Here is a 22,090-nt window from a genome sequence, read left to right on the forward strand (position 1 = left end):
AGAAAATGCGATTCCGACCGAATCAGACGCCCCCGCCGAACAAAGTTCCGAGCAGGTAGGTCGCGCCTGCGGCTCCGTAACCGATGGCCAATTGACGCAGCGCTCGCTTGACGGGTGGTCCGCCACTGAGAAGGCCCACGACGAGACCAGTGCAGATCAACGCAATTCCGACCAGTACCGACGCAACCACAAGTGCTGCAACGCCTTCCATTCCTACGAGGTAGGGCAACACTGGGATGACCGCGCCCGATGCGAAGAAGCAGAAGCTCGCGATTGCAGCCCCGACGCCCGTGCCGACGGATTCGTGGGTGTCGGCCGCTGGACCCAGGTCGTCGTCCCCCGTCATACTCTGCAGCACCTTCGAGGCTTTCGACTCGGCCTCGTCCGAGCTCATTCCACGTGCCCGATAGACCAGTGCCAATTCGTTGGCGTCGACGTCGAGGTTGTGCAATGCATCGCGCGCTCCCAGGTCGGGTGACGAGGCTTCGAGCAGTTCCCGCTGCGAGCGCACCGAGACGTACTCCCCTGCCCCCATCGACAACGCCCCTGCCAGCAGGCCGGCGAGTCCCGTCAGCAGGACAATATGGTTGGAGACCCCGCTGCCGCTGATGCCCAGCACCAAAGCGAGGTTGCTCACCAACCCGTCGTTCGCGCCGAACACTGCTGCACGGAACGTCCCCGACAACCTGTTGCGCCCACGTGCGGCCAGAGCCCTGACCACTTCGGCATGAATCTGCTCGTCCGCGATCATCGCTTCGGTCGCGTCGCCGTCGAGTGCATACGGTGACCTGGACTCTGCCCGCTGCGCCAACGCCAGCACGAACACCGACCCGAACCGCCGCGCGAGCACCCCCAACAGCCTCGTGCGGAGGTCGCCCCTCAGTGGCGTCCCGACGCGATCGCCCAGCAAGGTGCGCCAATGCCGCTCGTGCCGACCCTCGGCTTCGGCCAGAGCGAGAAGGATTTCTCGCTCCTCACCGCTGCGACGCTCAGCGAGATCGCGGTAGACAGCGGCCTCTGCCAACTCGTCGGCGAGGTAGCGTCGCCACCGTTCGACGTCTTTGGCTGACGGGGCGGGTTGGACCATGGAGTCAACCTACCGGCGTCTACCTCGGATCGTAGACACCCGTTGATACTGCCTTGACCAACCTGCGCGGCACCTGAAAACTAGTGCCGTCTACCCGCACGGTCACAAGATCCGGTACCACTGCCTTCCACTGCGCCCGCCGATTGCGAGTGTTGGAGCGTGACATCTTTCGTTTCGGCACGGCCATGTTTCAGGCACCCTTCCTGGTTCGACGTCCATAACGCTTTTCGAACTTCTCGACGCGCCCCTGGGTGTCCATGATTCTCGTGGCACCGGTCCAGAACGGGTGAGATTCGCTGGTGACGTCGACGACCACGAGCGGATAGACGACGCCGTCCTCCCACTCGACATCGCGGGCGGAGGTGATGGTGGAGCGAGTGAGGAACTGTGTTCCCGTTCCCGCGTCCCGAAACACCACCGGGTGGTAGTCAGGGTGGATACTCTTCTTCATTCTGTTGCCTCTCTGTTGACATCCGAATATGGGGATTGGATTCTGTCGCAGGGATCTTCGTGACTGCTTCCGAATGGGTCCGCCCACGTGATCCACGTCTCGCGCATCAGCATTTCGTCGTCGGACACCAGCGCCCACCGCAGTGTTCGATCGATTTCCGACGGATCGGCAGTGTGAACCAGCACCACGAGAGAGGTGTCGCGATCACCGAACTCCTCGTCCCACCGCAGCGCGGCCATCGCACGTCTGGTGAAGTCGGCACGGTTCAGTTCATTGGAGTTCATCGCCGCCAGCCACTTGCCCGCACTTGCGACGCGAAGGCCCCCGCCTGCGGATTCGACCCACAGAGCCTCGTTCGGTTGCGTGGCCACCCAGGCTCGCCCACGGACACTGACGACGCCGTCGAGCAGTACGTCGACGGCCTCGTGGAGCCGCTCCGGGTGGAACGGACGTGATGCGGTGAACTCGACGAGCGAAACGCCACAGTCCTCGGTGAGTGGCGGCTGCCCTCGCAGCAGCGGTGAGTGCGCATCGGACACCGCACCGCGTCGCGCGTCGAAAGGCACTGCGCTGAGCAGCATTTCACCGTCGACGATGGAATCGACATCGATCCACGCAACGGGGGCGCCTGGCGCGAGCCGCGCCAGGACTGCGGCGAGCGGTCCCCGATCCCAGCTTTCGACGTCGAAGCCTGCCGTGACGACGAGCGCGTCGGCGTACTCGACCTGCCCGACTACCAACTGGGCAAGCGTCCGCTCGTCGTCGTGACTGGCTGGCGCACCCCGGTCGGCGAGGGAATCGTCGCCGGTCGCGTCGTCGAGCCACGTGGCTGCATCGAGGCAATTGATGACGGCTTCGATGCGGACGTCACGCGAGGCCGGTCCGTCGACCCGACCGACGATGCCTTCGACGACGATGTGCCGGATCGCCCAGCACAACACCGCTGGTTCGAGAGCCGGGTCCATGGCGAGCACTATCCGGTGGATGGAACTGCGGTTCGAGAGTGTGCGGAGCAGCGGCAGCAGGTCTTGGCGCAGAGTGCAGGAAACGCATCCGTGCGCGAGTTCGAGGATCGTCTCGCGCGGCTGCTCTCCCGTCGTATAGATGGTTCTGCGCACGACACCCTCGCGTACGCGGTCGAGGTCGTGGCGCACGGTGACGGTTCCCTCGGTGAGAAGTGAGGTCACCACCGCATCCATGGCTCCGGTCCAGCCGGACACGAGAACCACCGGTGTGCGGCGGTCCGTGGGGAGATTCACTGAGGCCCTCTCTTCGACAATGATTGTCATTGCGTCCCAAGGCACGCTACATTCGTCGCGTCCAGTTGTCGAATACGATTTTCATTACCGATAGAGAGGGGCGCGTATGTCCGCGCATTGCCAAGTGACGGGGCGAAAGCCGGGATTCGGCAAGACGGTTTCACACTCACACGCCCGAACCAGCAGAAGGTGGGACCCCAACATCCAACGGAAGACGTACTACGCCCCCAGCCTCGGCCGACGCGTCACGCTGACCCTGTCCACCAAGGGCATCAAGACCATCGACCGCGACGGCATCGATGCCGTCATCACCCGGATCCGCACCCGAGGGCACAAGATCTGATGACCATCATCACCAAGTCCTCCAGCCACGATTCCGGGAGCACGGAGACGCGAGTGGCACTGCAGCGTTTGCCGCGCGCTTCGAGTCCGGTACGATTGCGCAATCGCGACGCTGCGGATGGACCTCCGCGCGGTTACCTGCGGAAGTGTGGACTCTCACGCATCGACATGTGCGAGCCCGCGCGCCGCGAGGAGCTGCATGGCGTCCATAAGTCGAGCTGGTAAGGGAAAAGGTAGAGATGGCAGTCAAGAGAGCACCGTCGAAGAAGGTCCGCGCAGAGGTTGGCCGTCGACCCAAGAAGAACCCGTTGAACGCCGCCAAGGTCACCACGGTGGACTACAAGGACATCAACCTTCTTCGTCAGTTCATTTCCGACCGCGGCAAGATTCGTAGCCGTCGCGTCACCGGCCTCACGCCGCAGCAGCAGCGTCAGGTCGCCGTCGCAGTGAAGAACGCTCGTGAGATGGCCTTGCTGCCGTTCACCAGCCGCTGATCACAGTCTTTTCAGAAAGGCCACGCATCCTTCGGGTGCGTGGCCTTTCTCGTGAGCCACTAAAGTTGGAGGCGCCCTACTACCGATCCGAATCGAGACCCTGAAACCTTCATGTCCGGAGTTCTCGAAGGTTTCACGGTCATCTTCGTCATCATCGCGCTGGGATACATGCTGGCGCGGCTCGCGGTTCTCGGTGACCACGGCCAATTCGTCCTGAGCCGACTCGTCTTCTTCGTCGCGACCCCGGCTCTGCTGTTCGTCACGATGGCGACGTCGGATCTCGCGGTCGTTCTCTCGCCGACCCTCGCAGTCGCCGGGGTGTCCGCGCTGGTGGTCGGATCCATCTATCTGCTCATCGCCAAGCTGGTGTCGAAACGACCTACCCCGGAAGCGACGATCGGCGGCCTCGCCTCGTCATATGTCAACGCCGCGAACCTCGGAATCCCGATCGCCGTCTACGTGCTCGGCGACGCAACTTTCGTTGCCCCACTCCTGCTCTTTCAGATCATGATCTACTCGCCGCTTGCGCTCACGATTCTCGACATCTCGACGATGGGCAAGAAGGCGTCACTGCGCAACATCCTCATCGCGCCGTTCAGAAACCCGATCGTGCTTGCCGGCGGACTCGGCCTCGCCCTGTCCATCACCGGACTCGAACTGCCCGAAGCCCTGATGCAACCCTTCGAACTCGTCGCGGGAACCGCCGTCCCCGGTGCACTGCTGGCCTTCGGTCTGTCGCTGTACGGGACCCGAGTACTCCAGAAGGGCGTCAGTCCGCGGCGAGACGTAGCACTCGCCACCGGCTTGAAGATGATTCTGCAACCCGTCCTCGGCTACCTGTTGGCTCGGCTCCTCGGCGCGGAGGGACACGAGCTTTTCGCCATCACCGTCATCTCCGCTCTCCCCACCGCGCAGAACGTGTTCGTCTTCGCCAGCCGATACAACCGTGGCGTCGTCATGGCCAGGGACACAGCCTTCGTGACAACGCTTCTCTCGATCCCTGCCATCGCACTCGTCACGGCATTGTTGGCCTGAGGACAACTCTTGCGCAACCCAAAGGTTCTACTCAGCTCACGGCGCTACCTTGGAAGCATGAGGTTTCTGGCTGCGGGAGTTTTGTTGTGCATCCTGCTCGTCGGCTGCGCGAGCGAGGCGACGACGGCAGGGCGCGTCGACGTCGATACCACTAGCAGTCCAGCCGCCACCGACCCATTGCGCTCCCCTAGTTCCCCGCCTGTTCCTGTCGAGGTCCCTGTCGGAGAGGTCGGGACGATGTTCGAATCGACACCCGAACTGATTCGCGCGGCGCCGACACCGTTCGAATCGTGGAGTCAGATCTCTCCCAACACCATCGCCATCCACTTCGTCACCGGTACGCCCGAGTGCTATGGCGCCGACGCGAAGGTCACCGAAACCGATACCGAAGTGGTGATCGCGCTAAGAACAGGCACACGCCAGGAAGCGGCAGACAAAGCCTGCATCATGGTGGCCGTATACGGCACGATGCAGATGACGCTGCACAGCCCGCTCGGAGATCGCACCGTCGTCAACGCGGCATAACAGGCGAAAAAGCCCGACAAAGATTCAGGACTTTCGACGCCGCTTCAGATAGTCACTGACCACAGCTGCGCCGAGACCATCCAGATCCGGCGCAATGACTCGCCCACCGACCCGTTCGGCCATCCGATCGACGACACGCGCAAGCCCCGGATCGTCACCGAGGCGAAAAATAGTCACCTGCGCACCGAGTTTCGCAATATTGTCCAACTCCCGGACTGTGAGACCCAGAGTGCGCGGACTCGGCGGATAGTCGAAATACGCATTCCCGTCCGGTTCCAAATGCGCCGTGGGCTCACCATCCGTCACGATCAGCACCACCGGTTGCGCGTTGGGATGACGTCGCAGATGCCGACCCGCCAACAGCAAGGCGTGGTGCAGGTTCGTGCCCTGATCGTAGGCGCCGTCCAAGCCTGCCAACTCCGACGCCGTCAACTTCTGCGCGTGACGCCCGAACCCGATCAACTGTAGATCGTCGCCCCGAAACCGCGTGCTCACCAGATGCTCGAGCGCCAACGCCGTGCGCTTCATCGGCACCCACCGACCGTCCATCACCATCGAGAAAGAAGTATCGACGAGCAGCGCGACGGCCGCCTGCGTTCGAGTTTCGGTCTCACTGATCTCGACGTCCGTGACCTGCAAGGACACCGGAAAACTCGCTCCTTGGGCTGCCGTGCGCAACACCGCGTTGTTGACCGTGCGCGTGACGTCCCACGGCTCGGTATCACCGAACTCCCATGCCCTCGACGCCCCGGTCGGCTCCCCCATCGCACCCGCCTTGCGGGTATCTCGCTCGCCACCGCGTCGGGAAAGCTTGCCTGCGACATCACGGAGCGCCGACTGTCCGAGCTGACGCATCGCCTTCGGTGACAGCCGCCACTGACCGTCGGCTCCCTTGTCCATGAAACCCTGCTGCTGCAAAGCCTTTTCGAGTTCCGACAGCATTCGCGCATCCGCTGCAGCTTCCGGGCCGAGCTGTTTGAGGAGCGATTCCGCATCGATATCGTCCAGCGCAGCACCGTTGTACTGTTGCGACAGTTGGTTTCCCAGATTCTCGAGGTCAGCGATGTCCTGCAGCGCACCCGTGCCATCGCCGAGGCCCATACCGTTCTCACCGCGGAAGTTCTGCGATCCGTCCCAATCCTCACCTGGCCTTGCCGCCTGTAGGTTCTGATCGAGTTGGTCCAGCTGGCTCAGCAGACTCGAATCACCGAATGCCTGTTGCGCCAGCGCGTCCAGCTCAGCGCGTTGCTCCGGACTGAGGGAGTTTCTCAGGCGCTGAGCTGCCGCAGCTCGCTGCGCAAGCGAATCGAGAAGCTCTTCCACGTTCTGTGGGTTCTCCGGGAAGTGCTGCCCATGCTTGTTCATGAACTCGTCGAACTGCGCGTCCGTGTCCTCGCCCTTGTTGTGCGCGTCGAGCAACTCGTTCAGATCTTTCAGCATCTCGCTGATCGCCTGCCGATCCTCATCGGTGGCACCTTCGAGCGCTTTCTTCATGCCGGCGAAACGTTGATCGAGCATCTCGCGACCGAGCAGATCCTTGATCTTCTCGTAGTTCTCCCGCGACTCCGACGAGCGCCAGTCGTAGTCCGCCAGTTCCTGCACTGCCTGCGCGGTGGACGGTGACAGATCGCCGATCTGCATCTCCTTGAAGCGCGCATCGTCATCCAGTGCGCGAGCGAGCGTCTTGCGTTCTTCGAGCACAGCCTTGTCGAGGAGCTCGCGAACCTCCTGAAGGGTGCCGTCCAAATTGTTCTTACGCAACATGTCTCGACGACGACGGTTGGCCTGAGCCGCAAGATCGTCGAGACCACGCATGTTCTGCGTACCGCGTCGCAACATCTCTTGCAAAGCCCTACGCGGAGATGCCCCCTCGAGGACATCGTTACCGATCGATTCGAGTGCTTCCCTCAGATCGACCGGAGGAGCCAGCGGATCGGGTCCTCCGTGATATCGACCGTATCTGCTGGCCGACATCAGCTGTACACCGTCTGACCGTCTTCGTCGGGATCCTTGGCGATCCGGCGAGCCAAATACAACCCTTCGAGTGCAAGCTCGGTTGCCGCGGCCCGCTCGCCATCGGAAGACGCATCGAGCCGAGCCGAAACCTCGTCGAGCACCTCGAGATCGGGAAGCTCTCCGAGCAACGCTTTGGCGGTGATCCGGTCACCCGTCACCACCGGCTCGCCCTGCTCGATCGCGGTCACCAACGGGGCCAAATTGATTCCACCGAGTTGCTCACGGACGGTATCGGCCGTGGCACGACGCAGCAGATGCTCGAGCACCTCGACCTCGCGGCCCTCTTCCCCTGATTCGAACTCGACCTTGCCGCGCAGAACCTCGATGATCGTGCCCAAATCCACCGGACGCGCTACCGCATCGGCCTCGCCGAGCACGGCCGCTCGATGAATGGCCGCAGCCGAGATGGTCTCGGCCGCCGCGATCGCGAAGCGCGCAGACACACCCGAACGCTGATCGATCGACGGCGACTCACGCAGAAGTCTGGTGAAGCGCGCCAGAACCTCGAGCAGATACGACGGAACCGTCGCTGTCAGCTCCGCCTCCTGCTCGATGACCGAGACCTCGTCGCCGAGCGCGATCGGGTAATGCGTGCGGATCTCGGCGCCGAAGCGGTCCTTCAGCGGCGTGATGATGCGACCACGATTGGTGTAGTCCTCGGGGTTCGCACTCGCGACGAGCAAGACGTCGAGGGGTAGCCGGAGGGTGTACCCGCGGACCTGGATGTCGCGCTCTTCCATGACGTTGAGTAGCGACACCTGGATGCGCTCGGCGAGATCGGGGAGTTCGTTGATCGCGACAATTCCGCGGTGACTTCGCGGAACCAGCCCGAAGTGGATGGTCTCCGGATCACCGAGGCTGCGGCCTTCGGCGACCTTGACCGGGTCGACGTCGCCGACGAGGTCTGCAACAGAAGTATCGGGCGTCGCCAACTTCTCCGCATACCGCTCGCTGCGGTGGCGCCAACCGATGCCCAGAGCCTCACCGAACTCGGCGGCCTTCCTGATACTCGCCGGGGTGATCGGCTCGTACGGATGCTCGCCCAGTTCGGAACCCTCGATCACAGGCGACCACTCGTCGAGCAACAGGTGCAAGGTACGCAGCAGGCGCGTCTTGCCTTGCCCTCGCTCCCCGAGCAGGACGACGTCATGGCCGGCAATGATGGCGCGCTCGAGCTGTGGCAGAACCGTCCTGTCGAAGCCGACGATTCCCGGCCACGCCGACGTCCCTTCGCGAAGGGCGTCGAGCAGATTGTCCCGGAGTTCTTCCTTGACCGAACGCTGTACGTGTCCGGATGCGCGCAGTTCGCCGACGGTGGTCATGCCAGGTTTGATAGAGGTCACTTCACCACGTTACGAGCGTTCGCACATTTGTGCACCCCCACCCTGATTCGGGTGTCCCGACGAGCGGGGATGCACAACTGCGAACTCTAGTGCGCGAAGTGCCGTGCACCCGTCAGATACAACGTGACACCGGCATCCTGAGCGGCGGCGATGACCTCGTTGTCGCGTACCGATCCGCCGGGCTGTACAACAGCCCGCACCCCTGCGCTCAGCAAGACCTGCAACCCGTCGGGGAACGGGAAGAAAGCATCCGAGGACGCGACCGAACCTTCGACGCGTTCGCCTGCCCGCTGAACCGCCAGATGAGCTGCATCGACGCGATTGACCTGGCCCATTCCGACGCCGACCGAAGCCCCGTCGTGCGCCAGAAGAATCGCGTTGGACTTGACTGCTCTACATGCACGCCAAGCGAATTCGAGATCCTTCAGCGTCTGTTCGTCGGCCGGCTCCCCGGCTGCGAGGGTCCAGTTGGCCGGATTGTCCCCATCGGCGTCGATCGCGTCCCGCTGCTGCAGGAGCGTGCCGCCCGAAATCGGCTTCAGCTCGATACCCTCCGGCGACGGCGGCGTAGTAAGGAGCACACGAATGTTCTTCTTACGCTGGAGAACTCCCAACGCACCATCAGCGTACGACGGCGCGACGATGACCTCGGTGAAAATCTCCGCTACCTGCTCCGCCATCTCGACGGTCACCTCGCGGTTGGCTGCGATGACGCCGCCGTATGCGCTGACCGGATCACAGGCGTGCGCTTTGCGATGGGCCTCGGCGATGTTCTCGCCCAACGCGATACCGCACGGGTTGGCATGTTTGACGATCGCAACGGTCGGTGCAGAGTGGTCGAACGCAGCCCGCCACGCGGCGTCGGCATCGGTGAAGTTGTTGTACGACATCTCCTTACCGTGCAACTGCTTCGCCTGCGCAATGCCGTCACCCGCTGGGTCGATGTACAGCGCAGCAGCCTGGTGCGGATTCTCGCCGTACCGAAGCACTGCCGACCGGTCCCACGTGCCACCGATCCACTCGGGGAATGTCGACTCGGGATCACTCACGAGGACACTGCTCATCCACGATGCGACTGCGACGTCGTACGACGCAGTCTGTGCAAACGCTTGCGCCGCAAGGGCAGTGCGTTCGGCGAGAGTGAATCCGCCACCGGATACGGCAGCGAGAACATCTTCGTACCGAGCCGGATCCACAACCACGGCCACCGAGGGATGATTCTTCGCCGCAGCGCGAACCATCGACGGTCCACCGATATCGATTTGCTCGACACATTCGTCTTCGCTCGCGCCACTACGAACAGTCTCGGTGAACGGGTAAAGATTGACGACGACGAGCTCGAACGCCTCGATACCGAGCTCTTCGAGCTGCGCGAGATGCTCGGGCCGACGCGTGTCCGCGAGCACTCCGGCATGAACGCGTGGGTGCAGGGTCTTGACCCGGCCGTCGAGCGTCTCGGGGAAGCCGGTGAGATCCTCGACCTTCGTGACCGGAATCCCCGCGTCGGCGATCTTCGACGCTGTGGAACCGGTGGACACGAGGGCGACGCCTGCGTTGTGCAAACCGGTCGCGAGTTCGATCAGTCCGGTCTTGTCGTAAACACTGACCAACGCACGCCGCACTGCTTTACGTTCACTCATCGCCTAATCTGAGCCTTTCGTCCATCGGAGACAACACCTCGGGTGGCCACGGCCGCGATCACATCGACCAGCAGCCGTCGTTCCACAGTTTTGATTCTCTCGTGCAGCGACGATTCACTGTCGCCTTCGTGCACTGCCACGGCCTCTTGGGCCAAGATCGGCCCGGTATCGACACCAGAGTCGACCAGATGCACCGTCGACCCCGTCAGCTTGACGCCGTATTCGATCGCGTCCCGGACAGCATGTGCACCGGGAAAGGACGGCAGCAGCGCCGGGTGTGTGTTGATGATCCGCCCGGCGAAAGCATCGATGAAGCTCGGGCCCAGGATCTTCATGAATCCGGCGGTGACGACGAGATCCGGCTGATGCTTCGCGACGGATTCGGTGAGTGCCACATCCCACTGCAAGCGGTCCGCGTAATCACGAAGCCCGACACGGAAGTGGGTGATGTCAGCCGCGCGTGCGTGCTCTACAGCGGCGCACTCGCGGTCGACGCCGACGGCGGTGATGCGCGCTGGGTAGGAGTCCACCGCAGCAGCTGCGATCAGCGACTGCAACAGCGAGCCGGTGCCCGAAGCAAGGACAACGACTCGTGCTCGGTGCTCACGCGAGGCAGTCAGCGCAGTTCTCCTGAGAATCGTCGTGGTTGCCCGTCGATCCGGGCCAGCACAAAGACTAGTCGTTGCGCTCTGCAGGCTTGACGGGCAGGTCCTCTGTGGACTTCACCTCGACCGGTTCCTCCACGTCCGACGTCGGTGGCGCAGCCAAGTCGACGACCTCTGCCTCGACGACGTCTGCGGCTGCCGATGCAGCCTCCTCGGGTTCCTGCGCAGTCGTAGGCACGTCGACGGCCTCGGGCACGTCGATTATCTCGGCATCCAGCGCATGTTCTTCATGGACGACGGGTGGGGTATCGGCGGGCTGTTGGGCATCGACGGGCTGTTGTGCATCGACGGACTGGGCACGAGGCGTCAGGACAGGCTGCTCGCTTGTGCGCACAGTTTTCTCGGGCAGCGATTCTTCGTGCTTCGATCCCCCACGCCACGCAGTGAGTGCGGCAGCGAGTGATCCGACCACCGCCAACCAGGCGAACGTCAACAAACCGAACGACCACGCCGTGATTTCGACGGTGCCGAACGTCCCCAGGTTTCCGCCTGCCGCGAAGCCGCCCACTGCCGCGAGAATCCCCACTGCCGCGCCTCCGAGCCAAACGGAGGACATTGCGTAATGCACGTCGACGGTTCGACGTGCGCAATCGCGGCCGAGCATGACAGCAGCGGTGATCGGGACCACGAGCATCAAGAACCACGTCGTCTGCGCTGAGCCCTCCGGCAGAACCGCAAGAACGGGGAGCGGCGGAAGTGGACCGGCCGCAGTGTGGAAAAGGCTGACCGAGGCTTCGCCGACATGAGCCGCGGATCCAACCGACACCGCAGAAGTTCCGAGCACCACATTCGGTAGATAGAGAATCGAGAGCACGGTGAGCCCGAGGACGCCGACGAATCCGTTCCCGGCGGCGAGAAGCATCTCCATGGTCGACCACGACGCGACCATCGCCGCGAGCGTTACAGCTGCACCGCCTGCAATCAGGACCATCGCGGCGCGCATCGTCGGCCGCACGACCTCGCCCACCCAAGTCGGTACCCGCGGGGCCAATCCGAGCGACTGCCAGCCTCCCATCACCACACCGATCGCGGCAGCGATGGCATGAACTCCGGCGACCCAAGCAAACGCGTGAAAAGCATTCGGGCTCGACAGACCGATAGCGGCCGAGGCATCGGTGGCAACAGCCAAAGCAACAGCGGTGACGAGCAGTGGCCCGAGTACGGCGGCAGCGAAGATCGATCCCAATTCTCGACGCGTCGGGAACTCCGTGGACACCCGGTGGACGGCGCGGGCGACGACGACCATGAGCACAATCGTCGGAAGCAACGGAAACACGCCGAGGGCCGTTCCGGAAATACTCAACGGCACCTGATGTACGGCGAACCACATCCCGGCAATCGCGCCGAGCGTCCCGGTGAGCTCACTGTTGGCGGAGACGAGCGTGACCAGAACGAGCGAAGCAAGTATTGCTATCAAGAGGGCCGGAACCCGGAAGCCGACCCGGACCAACATTCTGGACTGGACAGGAGTCAGCAGCGGTGGACGCTGCTGTGTCTGGTGCCGCGTACGCCGTCTCTCGTGATTCAGTAGAGCGCTCATCACGGATGAGGGTTTCACCATCGGGCGAGGCGATGGATCAGGCGCGCCGAAGATCCCCTACTTCTCGTCGTCGTTGGCGGGAGTGGTGCCGAACGCCTGAGTGGGTTCACTGTAGGAGGGCCCACCGGTCGAGCCACTCTCTGTGGGCGTGGATGACCCTCCGGACTGCTGATCCGTCGGCACTGCCTGCGTCTCGGGTGGGACTGCGTGCTGAGGCGCTCCCGATCCAGCAGAACCCATGGGCGGTTGGCCGTACTGGTACTGGCTGTACGGCGAAGCCTGATCGGCAGAGCCCGTCGGTCCGCTTGAACCTTGCTGCTGCGGGTCGACCGGGTAACCGAGGCTGCCGGACGGATTTTGTCCGCGCGCAGGCTGATTGGGTGCAGGCTGTCCCGAGTAGGTCGGTGGAACGTAACCACCCTGAACCGGGCCTCCATAGCTCTGCTGTGGCTGACCATAACCGTAGTTCGGTGCCTGCTGACCCGGCTGGCGGTAACCCTGAGTTGACGAATAGCCCTGGAACTGATTCTGCTGGCCGTACGAAACAGCCTTAGGTGCAGGCACTTTCAAAACATCCGCACCGAACAGAAGTGCGGCGATCGCAGCAAGGGACTGAATGAACCCGAGTACCAACACGATGATGGCGCCAGTTCCCAGACCGATCGAGCTACCCATTCCTCCGCCCGAGTCGATATTGAAGGACTGGAATACCAGCGTCAGCCACCCTGAAACCGCCAACGCTGCTGCGATTCCGATGGTGCTCGACTGCTTGGGTAGCAATCCGACCGCTGCCACGAGACCCGAGGCCAACAGCAGCGCGATCGAAGTGGGGTCACCGTTGCCGAACTGAAAGAAGTTACTGGACACGTCGAACGCCGAGTACTGGCCGGCCAGACCGACCAGAAAACCGATCCCGCCGAGTGCTGCTACGACCAGCGTCAGAATCCGTGGAAGCGGCAACGGCACATTCGAAGCAGGCGACATATTCGAAGCAGGCGACGGCGAGTACTGACCTGGTTGCGAGTACGACTGCTGCCCAGGCGTCTGCTGAGACGGACCCTGCGAAGTGGGCCCCTGCGATGACTGACCCTGTGGCGATGGACCCTGTGGGGTCGCACCGTAGGACGGGCCTTGGCTACCGTATCCGCCGGCTCCGTAACCGGGCGAACCTGAGTTTGGGCCCTCGGGCGGATAGGTCATGACACTCACCTCATGTTTCTACGTCGAAATCGGGTCCACGGACCACGCTAGTCTACGGACCCGGTGCGACACCTCGCCCAGCGTCGAGCAGCGCAGGTGACACAACATCGGCGTGACCCAAAGACCTTGCGGGACCGGCGAATCGATCGCTTCAATGCGCCATTCATACGATCTGATGGCTCGAGTGCGCCATTCAAGCCGGCGGGCGGGGGCACGCGGGCGGGGGCACACGAAAGGCCCGCCACCAACGGTGACGGGCCTTCCGAAGGTAAAAGCTACTTGACGGAGAGCGATTCGAGGATCTCGCGAGCAAGTGCAGCGGTCTCGGACGGCGTCTTGCCGACCTTGACGCCTGCAGCCTCGAGAGCGTCCTTCTTGCCCTGAGCCGTACCCGAGGAGCCGGAGACGATGGCGCCTGCGTGGCCCATGGTCTTGCCCTCGGGAGCGGTGAAGCCTGCGACGTAGCCGACGACGGGCTTGGTCACGTTGGCCTTGATGTAATCGGCTGCGCGCTCTTCGGCGTCGCCACCGATTTCACCGATCATGACGATGATCTTGGTCTCGGGATCGTTCTCGAACGCCTCGATGGCGTCGATGTGCGTCGTACCGATGACCGGGTCTCCGCCGATGCCGATGGCCGTCGAGAAGCCGAAGTCACGGAGTTCGAACATCATCTGGTAGGTCAGCGTGCCGGACTTCGAGACGAGGCCGATGGGCCCGGTGCCGGAGATGTTGGCGGGCGTGATGCCGACGAGAGCTTCACCGGGGGTGATGATGCCGGGGCAGTTCGGTCCGATGATGCGGGTCTTCTTGCCCTTCTCCACGTTGTAGGCCCACGCGTACGCGGAGTCCTGCACGGGGATGCCCTCGGTGATGACGACGAGCAGCGGGATCTCCGCGTCGATCGCTTCGACGATGGCGTCCTTGGCGAATGCCGGCGGTACGAAAGCGATGGAGACGTCCGCGCCGGTCTTCTCGATTGCCTCGGCGACGGTGCCGAAGACGGGAAGTTCGATGTCGTTGCCGTCTTTGTCGACGTGCTTGACCGTGGTTCCGGCCTTACGTGCGTTGACGCCACCGACGACCTGGGTGCCGGCCTTGAGCATCAGAGCGGTGTGCTTGGTGCCCTCGCCGCCGGTGATGCCCTGGACGATGACCTTGTTGTCCTTGTTCAGAAAGATTGACATGGTTTCCTCTACTTCGCAGCCAGCTCGGCGGCCTTGTCGGCGCCCTCGTCCATGGTCTCGGCGAGCGTCACCAGCGGGTGCGCGGCGTCGGCGAGAATCTTGCGTCCTTCTTCGACCTTGTTGCCGTCGAGACGAACCACCAGCGGCTTGTTGGCCTCGTCACCGAGCTTCTTCAGCGCGCCGACGATGCCGTTGGCAACCGCGTCGCAGGAGGTGATGCCACCGAAGACGTTGACGAAAACGCTCTTGACCTGTTCGTCACCGAGGATGACGTCGAGGCCTGCAGCCATGACCTCGGCCGAGGCGCCGCCACCGATGTCGAGGAAGTTGGCGGGCTTGACGCCACCGTGGGCCTCGCCTGCGTATGCAACGACGTCGAGGGTCGACATGACCAGTCCGGCACCGTTTCCGATGATGCCGACCTGTCCGTCGAGCTTGACGTAGTTGAGGTCGTTCTCCTTGGCCTTGGCCTCGAGGGGATCGGCAGCGTCCTTGTCCTCGAAGTCCGCGTGGCCGGCCTGACGGAAGCTTGCGTTCTCGTCGAGCGTGACCTTGCCGTCGAGGGCGAGGATCTCATCGTCCGGGGTGCGAACCAGCGGGTTGACCTCGACCAGGAGAGCATCTTCGTTGATGAAGACCTCCCACAGCTTCTGGATGGTCACCGCGGCGGAGTCGAGCACCTCGGCGGGAAGCTTTCCCTTTTCAGCGATTTCACGAGCAAAAGCGAGGTCGACGCCCTTGACGGCATCGACTGCAATCTTGGCGAGTGCATCGGGGTTCTCTACCGCCGTCACCTCGATCTCCACGCCACCCTCGACCGAACACATCGCGAGGTAGGTGCGGTTGGTGCGGTCGAGCAGGAAGGAGATGTAGTACTCCTCGGCGATGTCGGATGCTTCTGCAACGAGAAGCTTCTTGACGACATGGCCCTTGATGTCGAGTCCGAGAATCGCTTCTGCGTTCTCGGTGGCTGCTGCGACGTCCTTGGAGTACTTGACGCCGCCGGCCTTGCCGCGTCCGCCGACCTTGACCTGCGCCTTGACCATTACTGGCTTGCCGATTTCCTTGGCAATTTCTGTTGCTCCGGCGACCGTGTCCGTGACACGACCTGCGGAGGTTGGTACGCCATGCTTGGCGAACAATTCCTTCGCCTGGTATTCGAAGAGATCCATCAGCTCACCGTCTCGTCTACGTTGACGCCCGCTCCAGGGTGTGAGCGGGTCTGAGCATCGACTTTATCCAGGTAGCCCGCGGGCGCATCGGGCGCATGGATGGTATGTGGTCTATCTCACCGGCAGGTGCCATGTGCCCTGCGCCTCACCGCAGACGGCTACGAGCCGAAAGTAGTGCGGCCACAGCAAGAGTGAGCGCTCCGAGCGCCCCGACGATCACTCCGGAGCCGATCACCGGCTCGAGCGCGCGTGTCTTGGTCAGCGGCCACCCGAGCAAATAGATGATCATCGCGATCACGCAGCCCACGAGAAGTGCGGTGCCGCGCGCAGGCCTCGACCGTGACGCGACGACGGCGGAGACCACGATGGCCACGGCGAGAAATGCCTGCCCCCAGACGTCCCATCCCCACGGAAAAATACCGAACCACGCTGCGGTGACGTCCGTGCCACGGTAGAGCGGCAGTGCCAGGCCTGCGGCAGAAAACATCCCTCCGAGCCATGCCACTGATCCGAACCGGACGTCGATGCGCGTGTCCGAGGTGTCGACATCCTCACGCTCAGCGCTGCCGGCGAGAAGCACACATCCGCCACACAGCACTGCACCGATAGTGCCCAGTGCGGTCGCAACGCCGCCTACGCCGAGGGCAATGCCGTCGATGTCTGTGGCCAGGACAACCGACTGCAGAACACCGGACGCACCCATCACGGCGGCAACCGTCAGGACACCGAGCGCGGGACGGACCGGTGCCGCCAAGACCGAAAAGAACATCGGGATGGACGCCAGGACCAACACGAAGCCCGCTACGGCGGCGACCCTCGTGGCCAGGATCGTCGGATTGGGCAGCCCATCCGGAACGGAGAGGGTCGGCAAGAGTGCGCCTGTGACGATGAGGACACCTGCCGCGAAACCCACAACTCCAGCAACGACATGCCAACGGTTTGTTGCCGACGTCGAGTCCACAGGCGTGGGGCGTCGAACTTCGGCAGAGGCGCCACGTTGCTCCCGGAGATTCGACACAGGGAAGAGCACGACTCCTACCATCACGAGCAAGGCCGATGCGGAAACCCCGACCCACGATCCAGACGCCGCGTCGACCCCCGGCCCACTCGACGCACCGGCCAACACCCGCGAGCCCGTGACGCCGAGCATGCCGAGCCCGGCGCCCACGAAAGCGCCGGCTGCGACAGTAGGAGAAATCGACGCCAGCGCCGCAGCCGCCACGATCAGGACGGCTAGGGCGACGATCCCTGACCCCACTGATGTCGTCATCGGGGAATCGATCACGACGGGGACCAGCACGATGGCGTCGGAAGAGTCATAGGGCGAAGCGAACATCGATCCCGCCGCCACAACGGCAGCTACTACGGCAAGTACGGACAACCACCCACCGATACGGATTGCCGAGGCCCGGTTGACCATCTCCGCGTAGGCGGAATGTCCGTATCCGTCGGACAGCGAGGCTCGGCCCACCGCGATCAAGCCGAACGACCCACCCAGCGCTGCGAGTACGTGAGTGGCAAGCACCAGATAGGCGCCGGTGCCCGGTTCCAGCGCGGCGGCAGTGGTGGGCCGAAACAGCTCCAGCCGATTCGAGTCGATCGGATCGATCAGGAGTCCGACGTCGAGAACTGCCAGACCGGCCGACACCGCCCCGTAACCCGCCGTCACCGCGCCGGTGAGCGCAGCGCTTCGCAAGATCACACCAGCTACTGCCATCACCGCCACCAGAACCACTGGGGCAAGGGCAATGAGCGCAGCGACAGTGACGCCCGCACCGATCACCTCTCCCGAAGCTGCGGATACTCGATCCTGCGTGACGACTGGCTCGAACGACAGGGCTGCGACACCGCACAGCGCGGCAACCACGGTGGCTGCCGCTGCGACAACTGCTGGAACGAACGCGCTCTTGTCGTCGTCGCGGCCGGGCTCGATCCGTCGAGGAAGTACATCTGCGGACTGGTCGGTCGGGGAGATAGGTGCCACGACAGCGACGTTATCTGCCGGTGCCGATTTACATGGACTTCGCGGGCCGCGTTTCGATAACGAGCATTCGGGTAGTTGTAACGGAGCGGGGGTCCGTGCTGTGGGGACATTTCCCCTGTTCGCACTGTGAGGCACATCACATATTGGCCCAGTCTGAGCCGAAAACTTGCGCCGCCCGCGATCGTTTCGTTACCGTCTGCGGAGTCTTAAGTAACGAGCAGATCACGAAACGGAGGTCGAAGGTTTTGTCGCAGCACCGCGCGTCCTTCACCACCAGTCGATTCGTCACCCCGACCGCTGTGACAGAGAGTGCACCCACCGTGTACTCGACCGATACCAGCTGGGGAACCGAGAACGTCGAATTCGAGACGCCGACCTACGACTACTTCGCCAGCAATTACGGCCCCGCCGAGAGCTACCACGATGCCGAGCTGCACAGCTCCGTCGACATCGATAGCGCCGCGGGCACCGAATCCGTTACACCGATCTTGGAAGTACCCCGCCGGGGCGGATCCCACCGCATCCCGACGCCGCCCACCGCACTCAAGGGCCGGGCAGCTGTTCTCGCTGTTGCTGCCGGGGCCATCGTCGCCGCAGGCCAGGCTGTTATCGATCACGCGCCAGCCACCCCCACTTCCGAAGAAGTAGCTCTCGCTGCAGGTTCCGCGCCGGCCGCACCCGGCATTGCCGCTACGGCAGTACCGCAGGCAGCCCAGTTCGCCGCCGACAGCACGAGCACAGCAGCCTCTCAAGCTCCTCAGATCCTCAACGTCGCCAACCCGGTAGACCTGAGTCAGTTCAGCAATTTGTTGGCAAAGGGCCAGCGTTTCAGCGAAGAGCGCGCCGCACGCGAAGCCGCTGCCCGACGCCCGCTGTTCGTCCTACCGGCCGTGGGCACGTACACCTCGAATTTCGGGGCCCGCTGGGGCACCCTTCACGCCGGCGTCGATATCGCCAACGCCATCGGAACGCCGATCGTCTCGGTTGCCGACGGCAAGGTCATCGATGCGGGCCCTGCTTCCGGCTTCGGAATGTGGGTTCGCGTCCAGCACGCAGATGGCACCATCACCGTGTACGGCCACGTAGACACCACTACGGTCTCGGTTGGCCAGCAGGTCATGGCAGGCGATCAAATTGCCACCATGGGAAACCGCGGTTTCTCCACCGGCCCGCACCTTCACTTCGAGGTCCACTTGCCCGGTGAGAACAAGATCGACCCGCTCCCCTGGTTGGCCTCACGAGGCATCGGCCTCGGCCCCGAAAGGGACTAGCGCCACCTTCTCTGCCCGCGCACAGCACCCTCTAGTGCGTAATTGCGCGGCACCTTCCCCCAGCTCACACGTCCTTTCGTGAACGTGTGTAGCCGGCGGTGGACACCTCTCAGAGCTTGGTCATCGGCACACCACCGATAAGCATCATCTTCACTCGTCCCGATGTGCCGAAGTCGACGAGAACCATCGCCGATGTTCCGCTCCCGGTCTGTTCGAGGACGGTTCCGAGACCGTACTTATCGTGATTGACGCGGTCGCCTACGGCCAACACCAACGTGTTGTTGCGCGCACGTGCGGAACCGAAACTCGGTGTACTCGCGGCCCCACCGTGGGACCTTCCGCCCCCGAAACCGCCGCCACCGAATCCCCCGCCGCCGTAGCTGCCCTGCCTTGTGCGCCCGCCGCCGATGGATCGTCCACCGCCGACACCCGGATCCTCACGCTTCCACTCGATCAGCTCTTGCGGAATCTCCTGCAGAAAGCGTGATTCCGGATTGTTGATCGGCTGCCCCCACGCCGAGCGCATGACCGCGCGGGTCACGTACAGCCGGTGGCGAGCCCGGGTGATTCCCACGTAGGCAAGGCGCCGTTCCTCCGACAGCTCGTTCGGGTCTCCGAGCGCCCGCATGTGCGGGAACTGCCCGTCCTCCCAGCCGGTCACGAAGACAACAGGAAACTCCAACCCTTTGGCCGTGTGCAATGTCATCAACGTGACGACACCGGTACCGGAATCTGGAATCTGATCGGTGTCGGCTACCAAAGACACACGTTCGAGGAACGCCCCGAGCGAACCAGGTTCCGGCAATCCTTCCTCCGGATCCGCTTCACCGTCGGGCACCGCTTCGGTGACGCCCTCGGCGTCGAGTTCGGCCGCGACGGCGGCGAGATTGCGCGCCTCGGAGGTGAATTCCCTGGCCACACTGACCAGTTCGTTGAGGTTGTCGAGGCGGGCGCCATCCTGCGGGTCGCTACTTCCCTCGAGTTCCGCCCGATATCCGGTCCTGTCGAGAACTGCCTCGACGACGTCGCCGATGTCGACGACATCATTGCCATCGCCGTCCGTCGTAGTGAGAACTGCGCGAAGTTCGTCTAGCAGCTCGAGAAACTGGCCGATGAGTTTCTGGGACCGGCTGTTCAGCAATGCGACGCGCCCGTCGGCTGCGTCTCGCAATGCCCGCGAGAAGCTCATATCCCGTTGCTCGGCGTGCACGGCGACACATGCCTCAGCCCGGTCGCCGATTCCTCGGCGTGGAGTGTTCAGGATACGACGCATGCTGACGGTGTCGTCCTCGTTGGACAGCACACGTAGGTACGCCACCATGTCGCGGACTTCCTTGCGCTCGTAGAAGCGCACACCGCCGACAACCTTGTAGGGCAATCCGAGCCGAATGAAGATTTCTTCGAGTGCTCGCGAGGAATTGTTGGTGCGATAGAAGACCGCCACCTCGTCGTAGCGCACATCGTGGTTGTCCACGAGACGATCGATCTCCGATGCGACGAACGAGGCCTCGTCGTGCTCGTTGTCGGCTACGTAACCGACGATCAGTTCACCCTCACCGGTGTCCGTCCACAGCTTCTTGTCGCGTCGACCGGTATTGCGGGAGATGACCGAGTTGGCGGCCGAGAGAATGTTCTGGGTCGAACGGTAGTTCTGCTCGAGCAGAATCGTGCGCGCGTCGGGGTAGTCGCGCTCGAACTCCACGATGTTGCGAATAGTGGCCCCTCGGAACGCATAGATCGACTGATCCGCGTCACCCACGACGCACAGCTCACCCGGCTCGATGGTGCCCTCCAGCGCGCCGTCGGCGTCCGGAGTGCCGACCAATTCTCGGACCAGCATGTACTGGGCGTGGTTGGTGTCCTGGTACTCGTCGACGAGAACGTGCCTGAACCGCCTCCGGTAGTACTCCGCGACCTGAGGAAAGGCCTGCAGCATCCCGACTGTCTCGCCGATCAAATCATCGAAATCCATCGCATTGGCAGCGCGCAGACGCTGCTGATAGTGGCCGTACACCCGAGCGATGAGCTTGGGCAGCTCGACCGGTTCCTTCTCCGCATCCGACGCTGCATCGTCCGGGCTGATCAGCTCGTTCTTCAGATTGGAGATCGAGGTGGAGAGCAGACGCGCCGAGAACTTCTTCGTGTCGATCTGCAGATCCTTCGAGATCATCGTCAGCAGGCGACGAGAGTCGTCGGCGTCGTAGATCGAGAAGTTGGAATTCAACCCCGGCAGTAGGGACGCCTGGCTACGGAGTATTCGGACGCAACTCGAGTGGAACGTCGATACCCACATGTTGTTCGCTCGCGGCCCGACGAGTCCGACGACTCGTTCGCGCATCTCGGCTGCGGCCTTGTTGGTGAACGTGATGGCAAGCACCTGCCCCGGGGTGACACCGCGCTCGGCCAGCAGATATGCGATACGGCGCGTCAGGACTGCAGTCTTGCCCGAACCCGCGCCCGCAACGATCAGAAGGGGCGACCCGGTGTGCATGACGGCCTCGCGCTGCTGTGGATTGAGACCCTCCAGCAGTGCTTCGGACTTGGATCTACCGGGAATGGGTACAGCTACAAGATTCATGTTCATCGCTGTCTCAGGTTACCGGCGCCTACCGACACGGAAAACTACTGCCGTCATTGTTACGAACAACCGACTTTCCACGAGGCCGTCCAAGTGGCAAACTGGATCAGTGATCGAAACTGCCGTGCGTCGGCGTCCGAGCTTTCGTGTCGTGAGAACGACCGAATGCGAGGGCGGCCGATAAGTGCTTGCACCCCGAGGCCCTCGCCACGAGGGCCTCGGGGTTCTTTCATGTCGGGCACCTACCCCCCAGCTCGTTCGATTCAGGTATTCACCCGGATTCCGTAGACGTAACGGTGCC

At 63.1% G+C, this 22,090-nt stretch carries 19 protein-coding genes and 1 pseudogene; 6 read left to right on the plus strand and 14 right to left on the minus strand.

Annotated elements, in window-relative coordinates:
• Positions 1-22: 22 nt before the first annotated feature.
• The 4 genes from E5720_RS05255 to E5720_RS05270 are packed head-to-tail and all read right to left on the minus strand — an operon-like array spanning position 23 to position 2,827.
• On the minus strand, positions 23-1,087 hold the full coding sequence (locus tag E5720_RS05255; RefSeq protein WP_136169766.1) for a VIT1/CCC1 family protein: 1,065 nt from the start codon (positions 1,085-1,087) through the stop codon (positions 23-25).
• Between the two features lie 19 nt (positions 1,088-1,106).
• Complete coding sequence (rpmF, locus tag E5720_RS05260) at positions 1,107-1,274, minus strand: 50S ribosomal protein L32 (RefSeq protein ID WP_136169767.1); 168 nt, start codon at positions 1,272-1,274, stop codon at positions 1,107-1,109.
• A gap of 3 nt (positions 1,275-1,277) precedes the next feature.
• Positions 1,278-1,538, minus strand: coding sequence for a type B 50S ribosomal protein L31 (locus E5720_RS05265; RefSeq protein ID WP_136169768.1), 261 nt, complete (start codon positions 1,536-1,538; stop codon positions 1,278-1,280).
• Entirely contained in the window at positions 1,535-2,827 is a 1,293-nt protein-coding gene (locus tag E5720_RS05270; protein ID WP_136169769.1) for a GTP-binding protein, read from the minus strand. Before E5720_RS05270 ends, E5720_RS05265 begins: the two co-directional genes overlap by 4 nt.
• A 76-nt stretch (positions 2,828-2,903) precedes the next feature.
• Here E5720_RS05270 and rpmB point away from each other — a divergent pair, with 76 nt between their 5' ends.
• From rpmB to E5720_RS05295, 5 genes and pseudogenes are all read left to right on the plus strand, one after another.
• Complete coding sequence (gene rpmB, locus E5720_RS05275) at positions 2,904-3,140, plus strand: 50S ribosomal protein L28 (protein ID WP_136169770.1); 237 nt, start codon at positions 2,904-2,906, stop codon at positions 3,138-3,140.
• Positions 3,141-3,184: 44 nt separating this feature from the next.
• Positions 3,185-3,364: pseudogene (locus tag E5720_RS05280) on the plus strand (30S ribosomal protein S14); the annotation flags it as partial.
• A gap of 14 nt (positions 3,365-3,378) precedes the next feature.
• On the plus strand, positions 3,379-3,633 hold the full coding sequence (gene rpsR / locus E5720_RS05285) for a 30S ribosomal protein S18 (RefSeq protein WP_084347795.1): 255 nt from the start codon (positions 3,379-3,381) through the stop codon (positions 3,631-3,633).
• Positions 3,634-3,744: 111 nt separating this feature from the next.
• Positions 3,745-4,668 carry an AEC family transporter gene (locus E5720_RS05290; protein WP_136169772.1) on the plus strand — a complete coding sequence of 308 codons (924 nt, stop codon included), beginning with the start codon at positions 3,745-3,747 and terminating at the stop codon, positions 4,666-4,668.
• A 57-nt stretch (positions 4,669-4,725) separates the two neighbouring features.
• Positions 4,726-5,193, plus strand: coding sequence for a hypothetical protein (locus E5720_RS05295; protein ID WP_136169773.1), 468 nt, complete (start codon positions 4,726-4,728; stop codon positions 5,191-5,193).
• A gap of 24 nt (positions 5,194-5,217) precedes the next feature.
• Here E5720_RS05295 and E5720_RS05300 read toward each other — a convergent pair whose 3' ends face one another.
• From E5720_RS05300 to E5720_RS05340, 9 genes are all read right to left on the minus strand, one after another.
• Complete coding sequence (locus tag E5720_RS05300) at positions 5,218-7,167, minus strand: VWA domain-containing protein (protein ID WP_136169774.1); 1,950 nt, start codon at positions 7,165-7,167, stop codon at positions 5,218-5,220.
• A complete protein-coding gene (locus tag E5720_RS05305) occupies positions 7,167-8,552 on the minus strand; it encodes a sigma 54-interacting transcriptional regulator (protein ID WP_247596175.1) in 1,386 nt (461 codons plus the stop codon). The genes E5720_RS05300 and E5720_RS05305 overlap by 1 nt, the downstream gene beginning before the upstream one ends.
• A gap of 86 nt (positions 8,553-8,638) precedes the next feature.
• Positions 8,639-10,192 (minus strand): bifunctional phosphoribosylaminoimidazolecarboxamide formyltransferase/IMP cyclohydrolase, encoded by a 1,554-nt coding sequence (gene purH, locus E5720_RS05310; protein ID WP_136169775.1) that lies wholly within the window; start codon positions 10,190-10,192, stop codon positions 8,639-8,641.
• The gene (gene purN, locus E5720_RS05315; RefSeq protein ID WP_136169776.1) at positions 10,189-10,830 is read right to left on the minus strand and encodes a phosphoribosylglycinamide formyltransferase; all 642 of its coding nucleotides are present in this window, start codon (positions 10,828-10,830) and stop codon (positions 10,189-10,191) included. Before purN ends, purH begins: the two co-directional genes overlap by 4 nt.
• Positions 10,831-10,867: 37 nt before the next feature.
• Complete coding sequence (locus E5720_RS05320) at positions 10,868-12,397, minus strand: DUF6350 family protein (protein WP_247596176.1); 1,530 nt, start codon at positions 12,395-12,397, stop codon at positions 10,868-10,870.
• 57 nt (positions 12,398-12,454) lie between these two features.
• Positions 12,455-13,381 (minus strand): DUF5336 domain-containing protein, encoded by a 927-nt coding sequence (locus E5720_RS05325; RefSeq protein WP_247596177.1) that lies wholly within the window; start codon positions 13,379-13,381, stop codon positions 12,455-12,457.
• Between the two features lie 491 nt (positions 13,382-13,872).
• Positions 13,873-14,784, minus strand: coding sequence for a succinate--CoA ligase subunit alpha (sucD, locus tag E5720_RS05330; RefSeq protein WP_084347777.1), 912 nt, complete (start codon positions 14,782-14,784; stop codon positions 13,873-13,875).
• Between the two features lie 8 nt (positions 14,785-14,792).
• Positions 14,793-15,956, minus strand: coding sequence for an ADP-forming succinate--CoA ligase subunit beta (gene sucC, locus E5720_RS05335; RefSeq protein ID WP_136169778.1), 1,164 nt, complete (start codon positions 15,954-15,956; stop codon positions 14,793-14,795).
• A gap of 145 nt (positions 15,957-16,101) precedes the next feature.
• Complete coding sequence (locus E5720_RS05340; protein WP_136169779.1) at positions 16,102-17,940, minus strand: hypothetical protein; 1,839 nt, start codon at positions 17,938-17,940, stop codon at positions 16,102-16,104.
• A 245-nt stretch (positions 17,941-18,185) separates the two neighbouring features.
• Here E5720_RS05340 and E5720_RS05345 point away from each other — a divergent pair, with 245 nt between their 5' ends.
• A complete protein-coding gene (locus E5720_RS05345) occupies positions 18,186-19,211 on the plus strand; it encodes a M23 family metallopeptidase (RefSeq protein ID WP_136169780.1) in 1,026 nt (341 codons plus the stop codon).
• Between the two features lie 109 nt (positions 19,212-19,320).
• On the opposite strand, the gene pcrA is transcribed toward E5720_RS05345, so the two are convergent.
• A complete protein-coding gene (gene pcrA / locus E5720_RS05350; protein ID WP_136169781.1) occupies positions 19,321-21,795 on the minus strand; it encodes a DNA helicase PcrA in 2,475 nt (824 codons plus the stop codon).
• Positions 21,796-22,090 lie beyond the last annotated feature (295 nt).

It is taken from the genome of Rhodococcus sp. PAMC28707, from assembly GCF_004795915.1.
Lineage (GTDB): Bacteria > Actinomycetota > Actinomycetes > Mycobacteriales > Mycobacteriaceae > Rhodococcoides.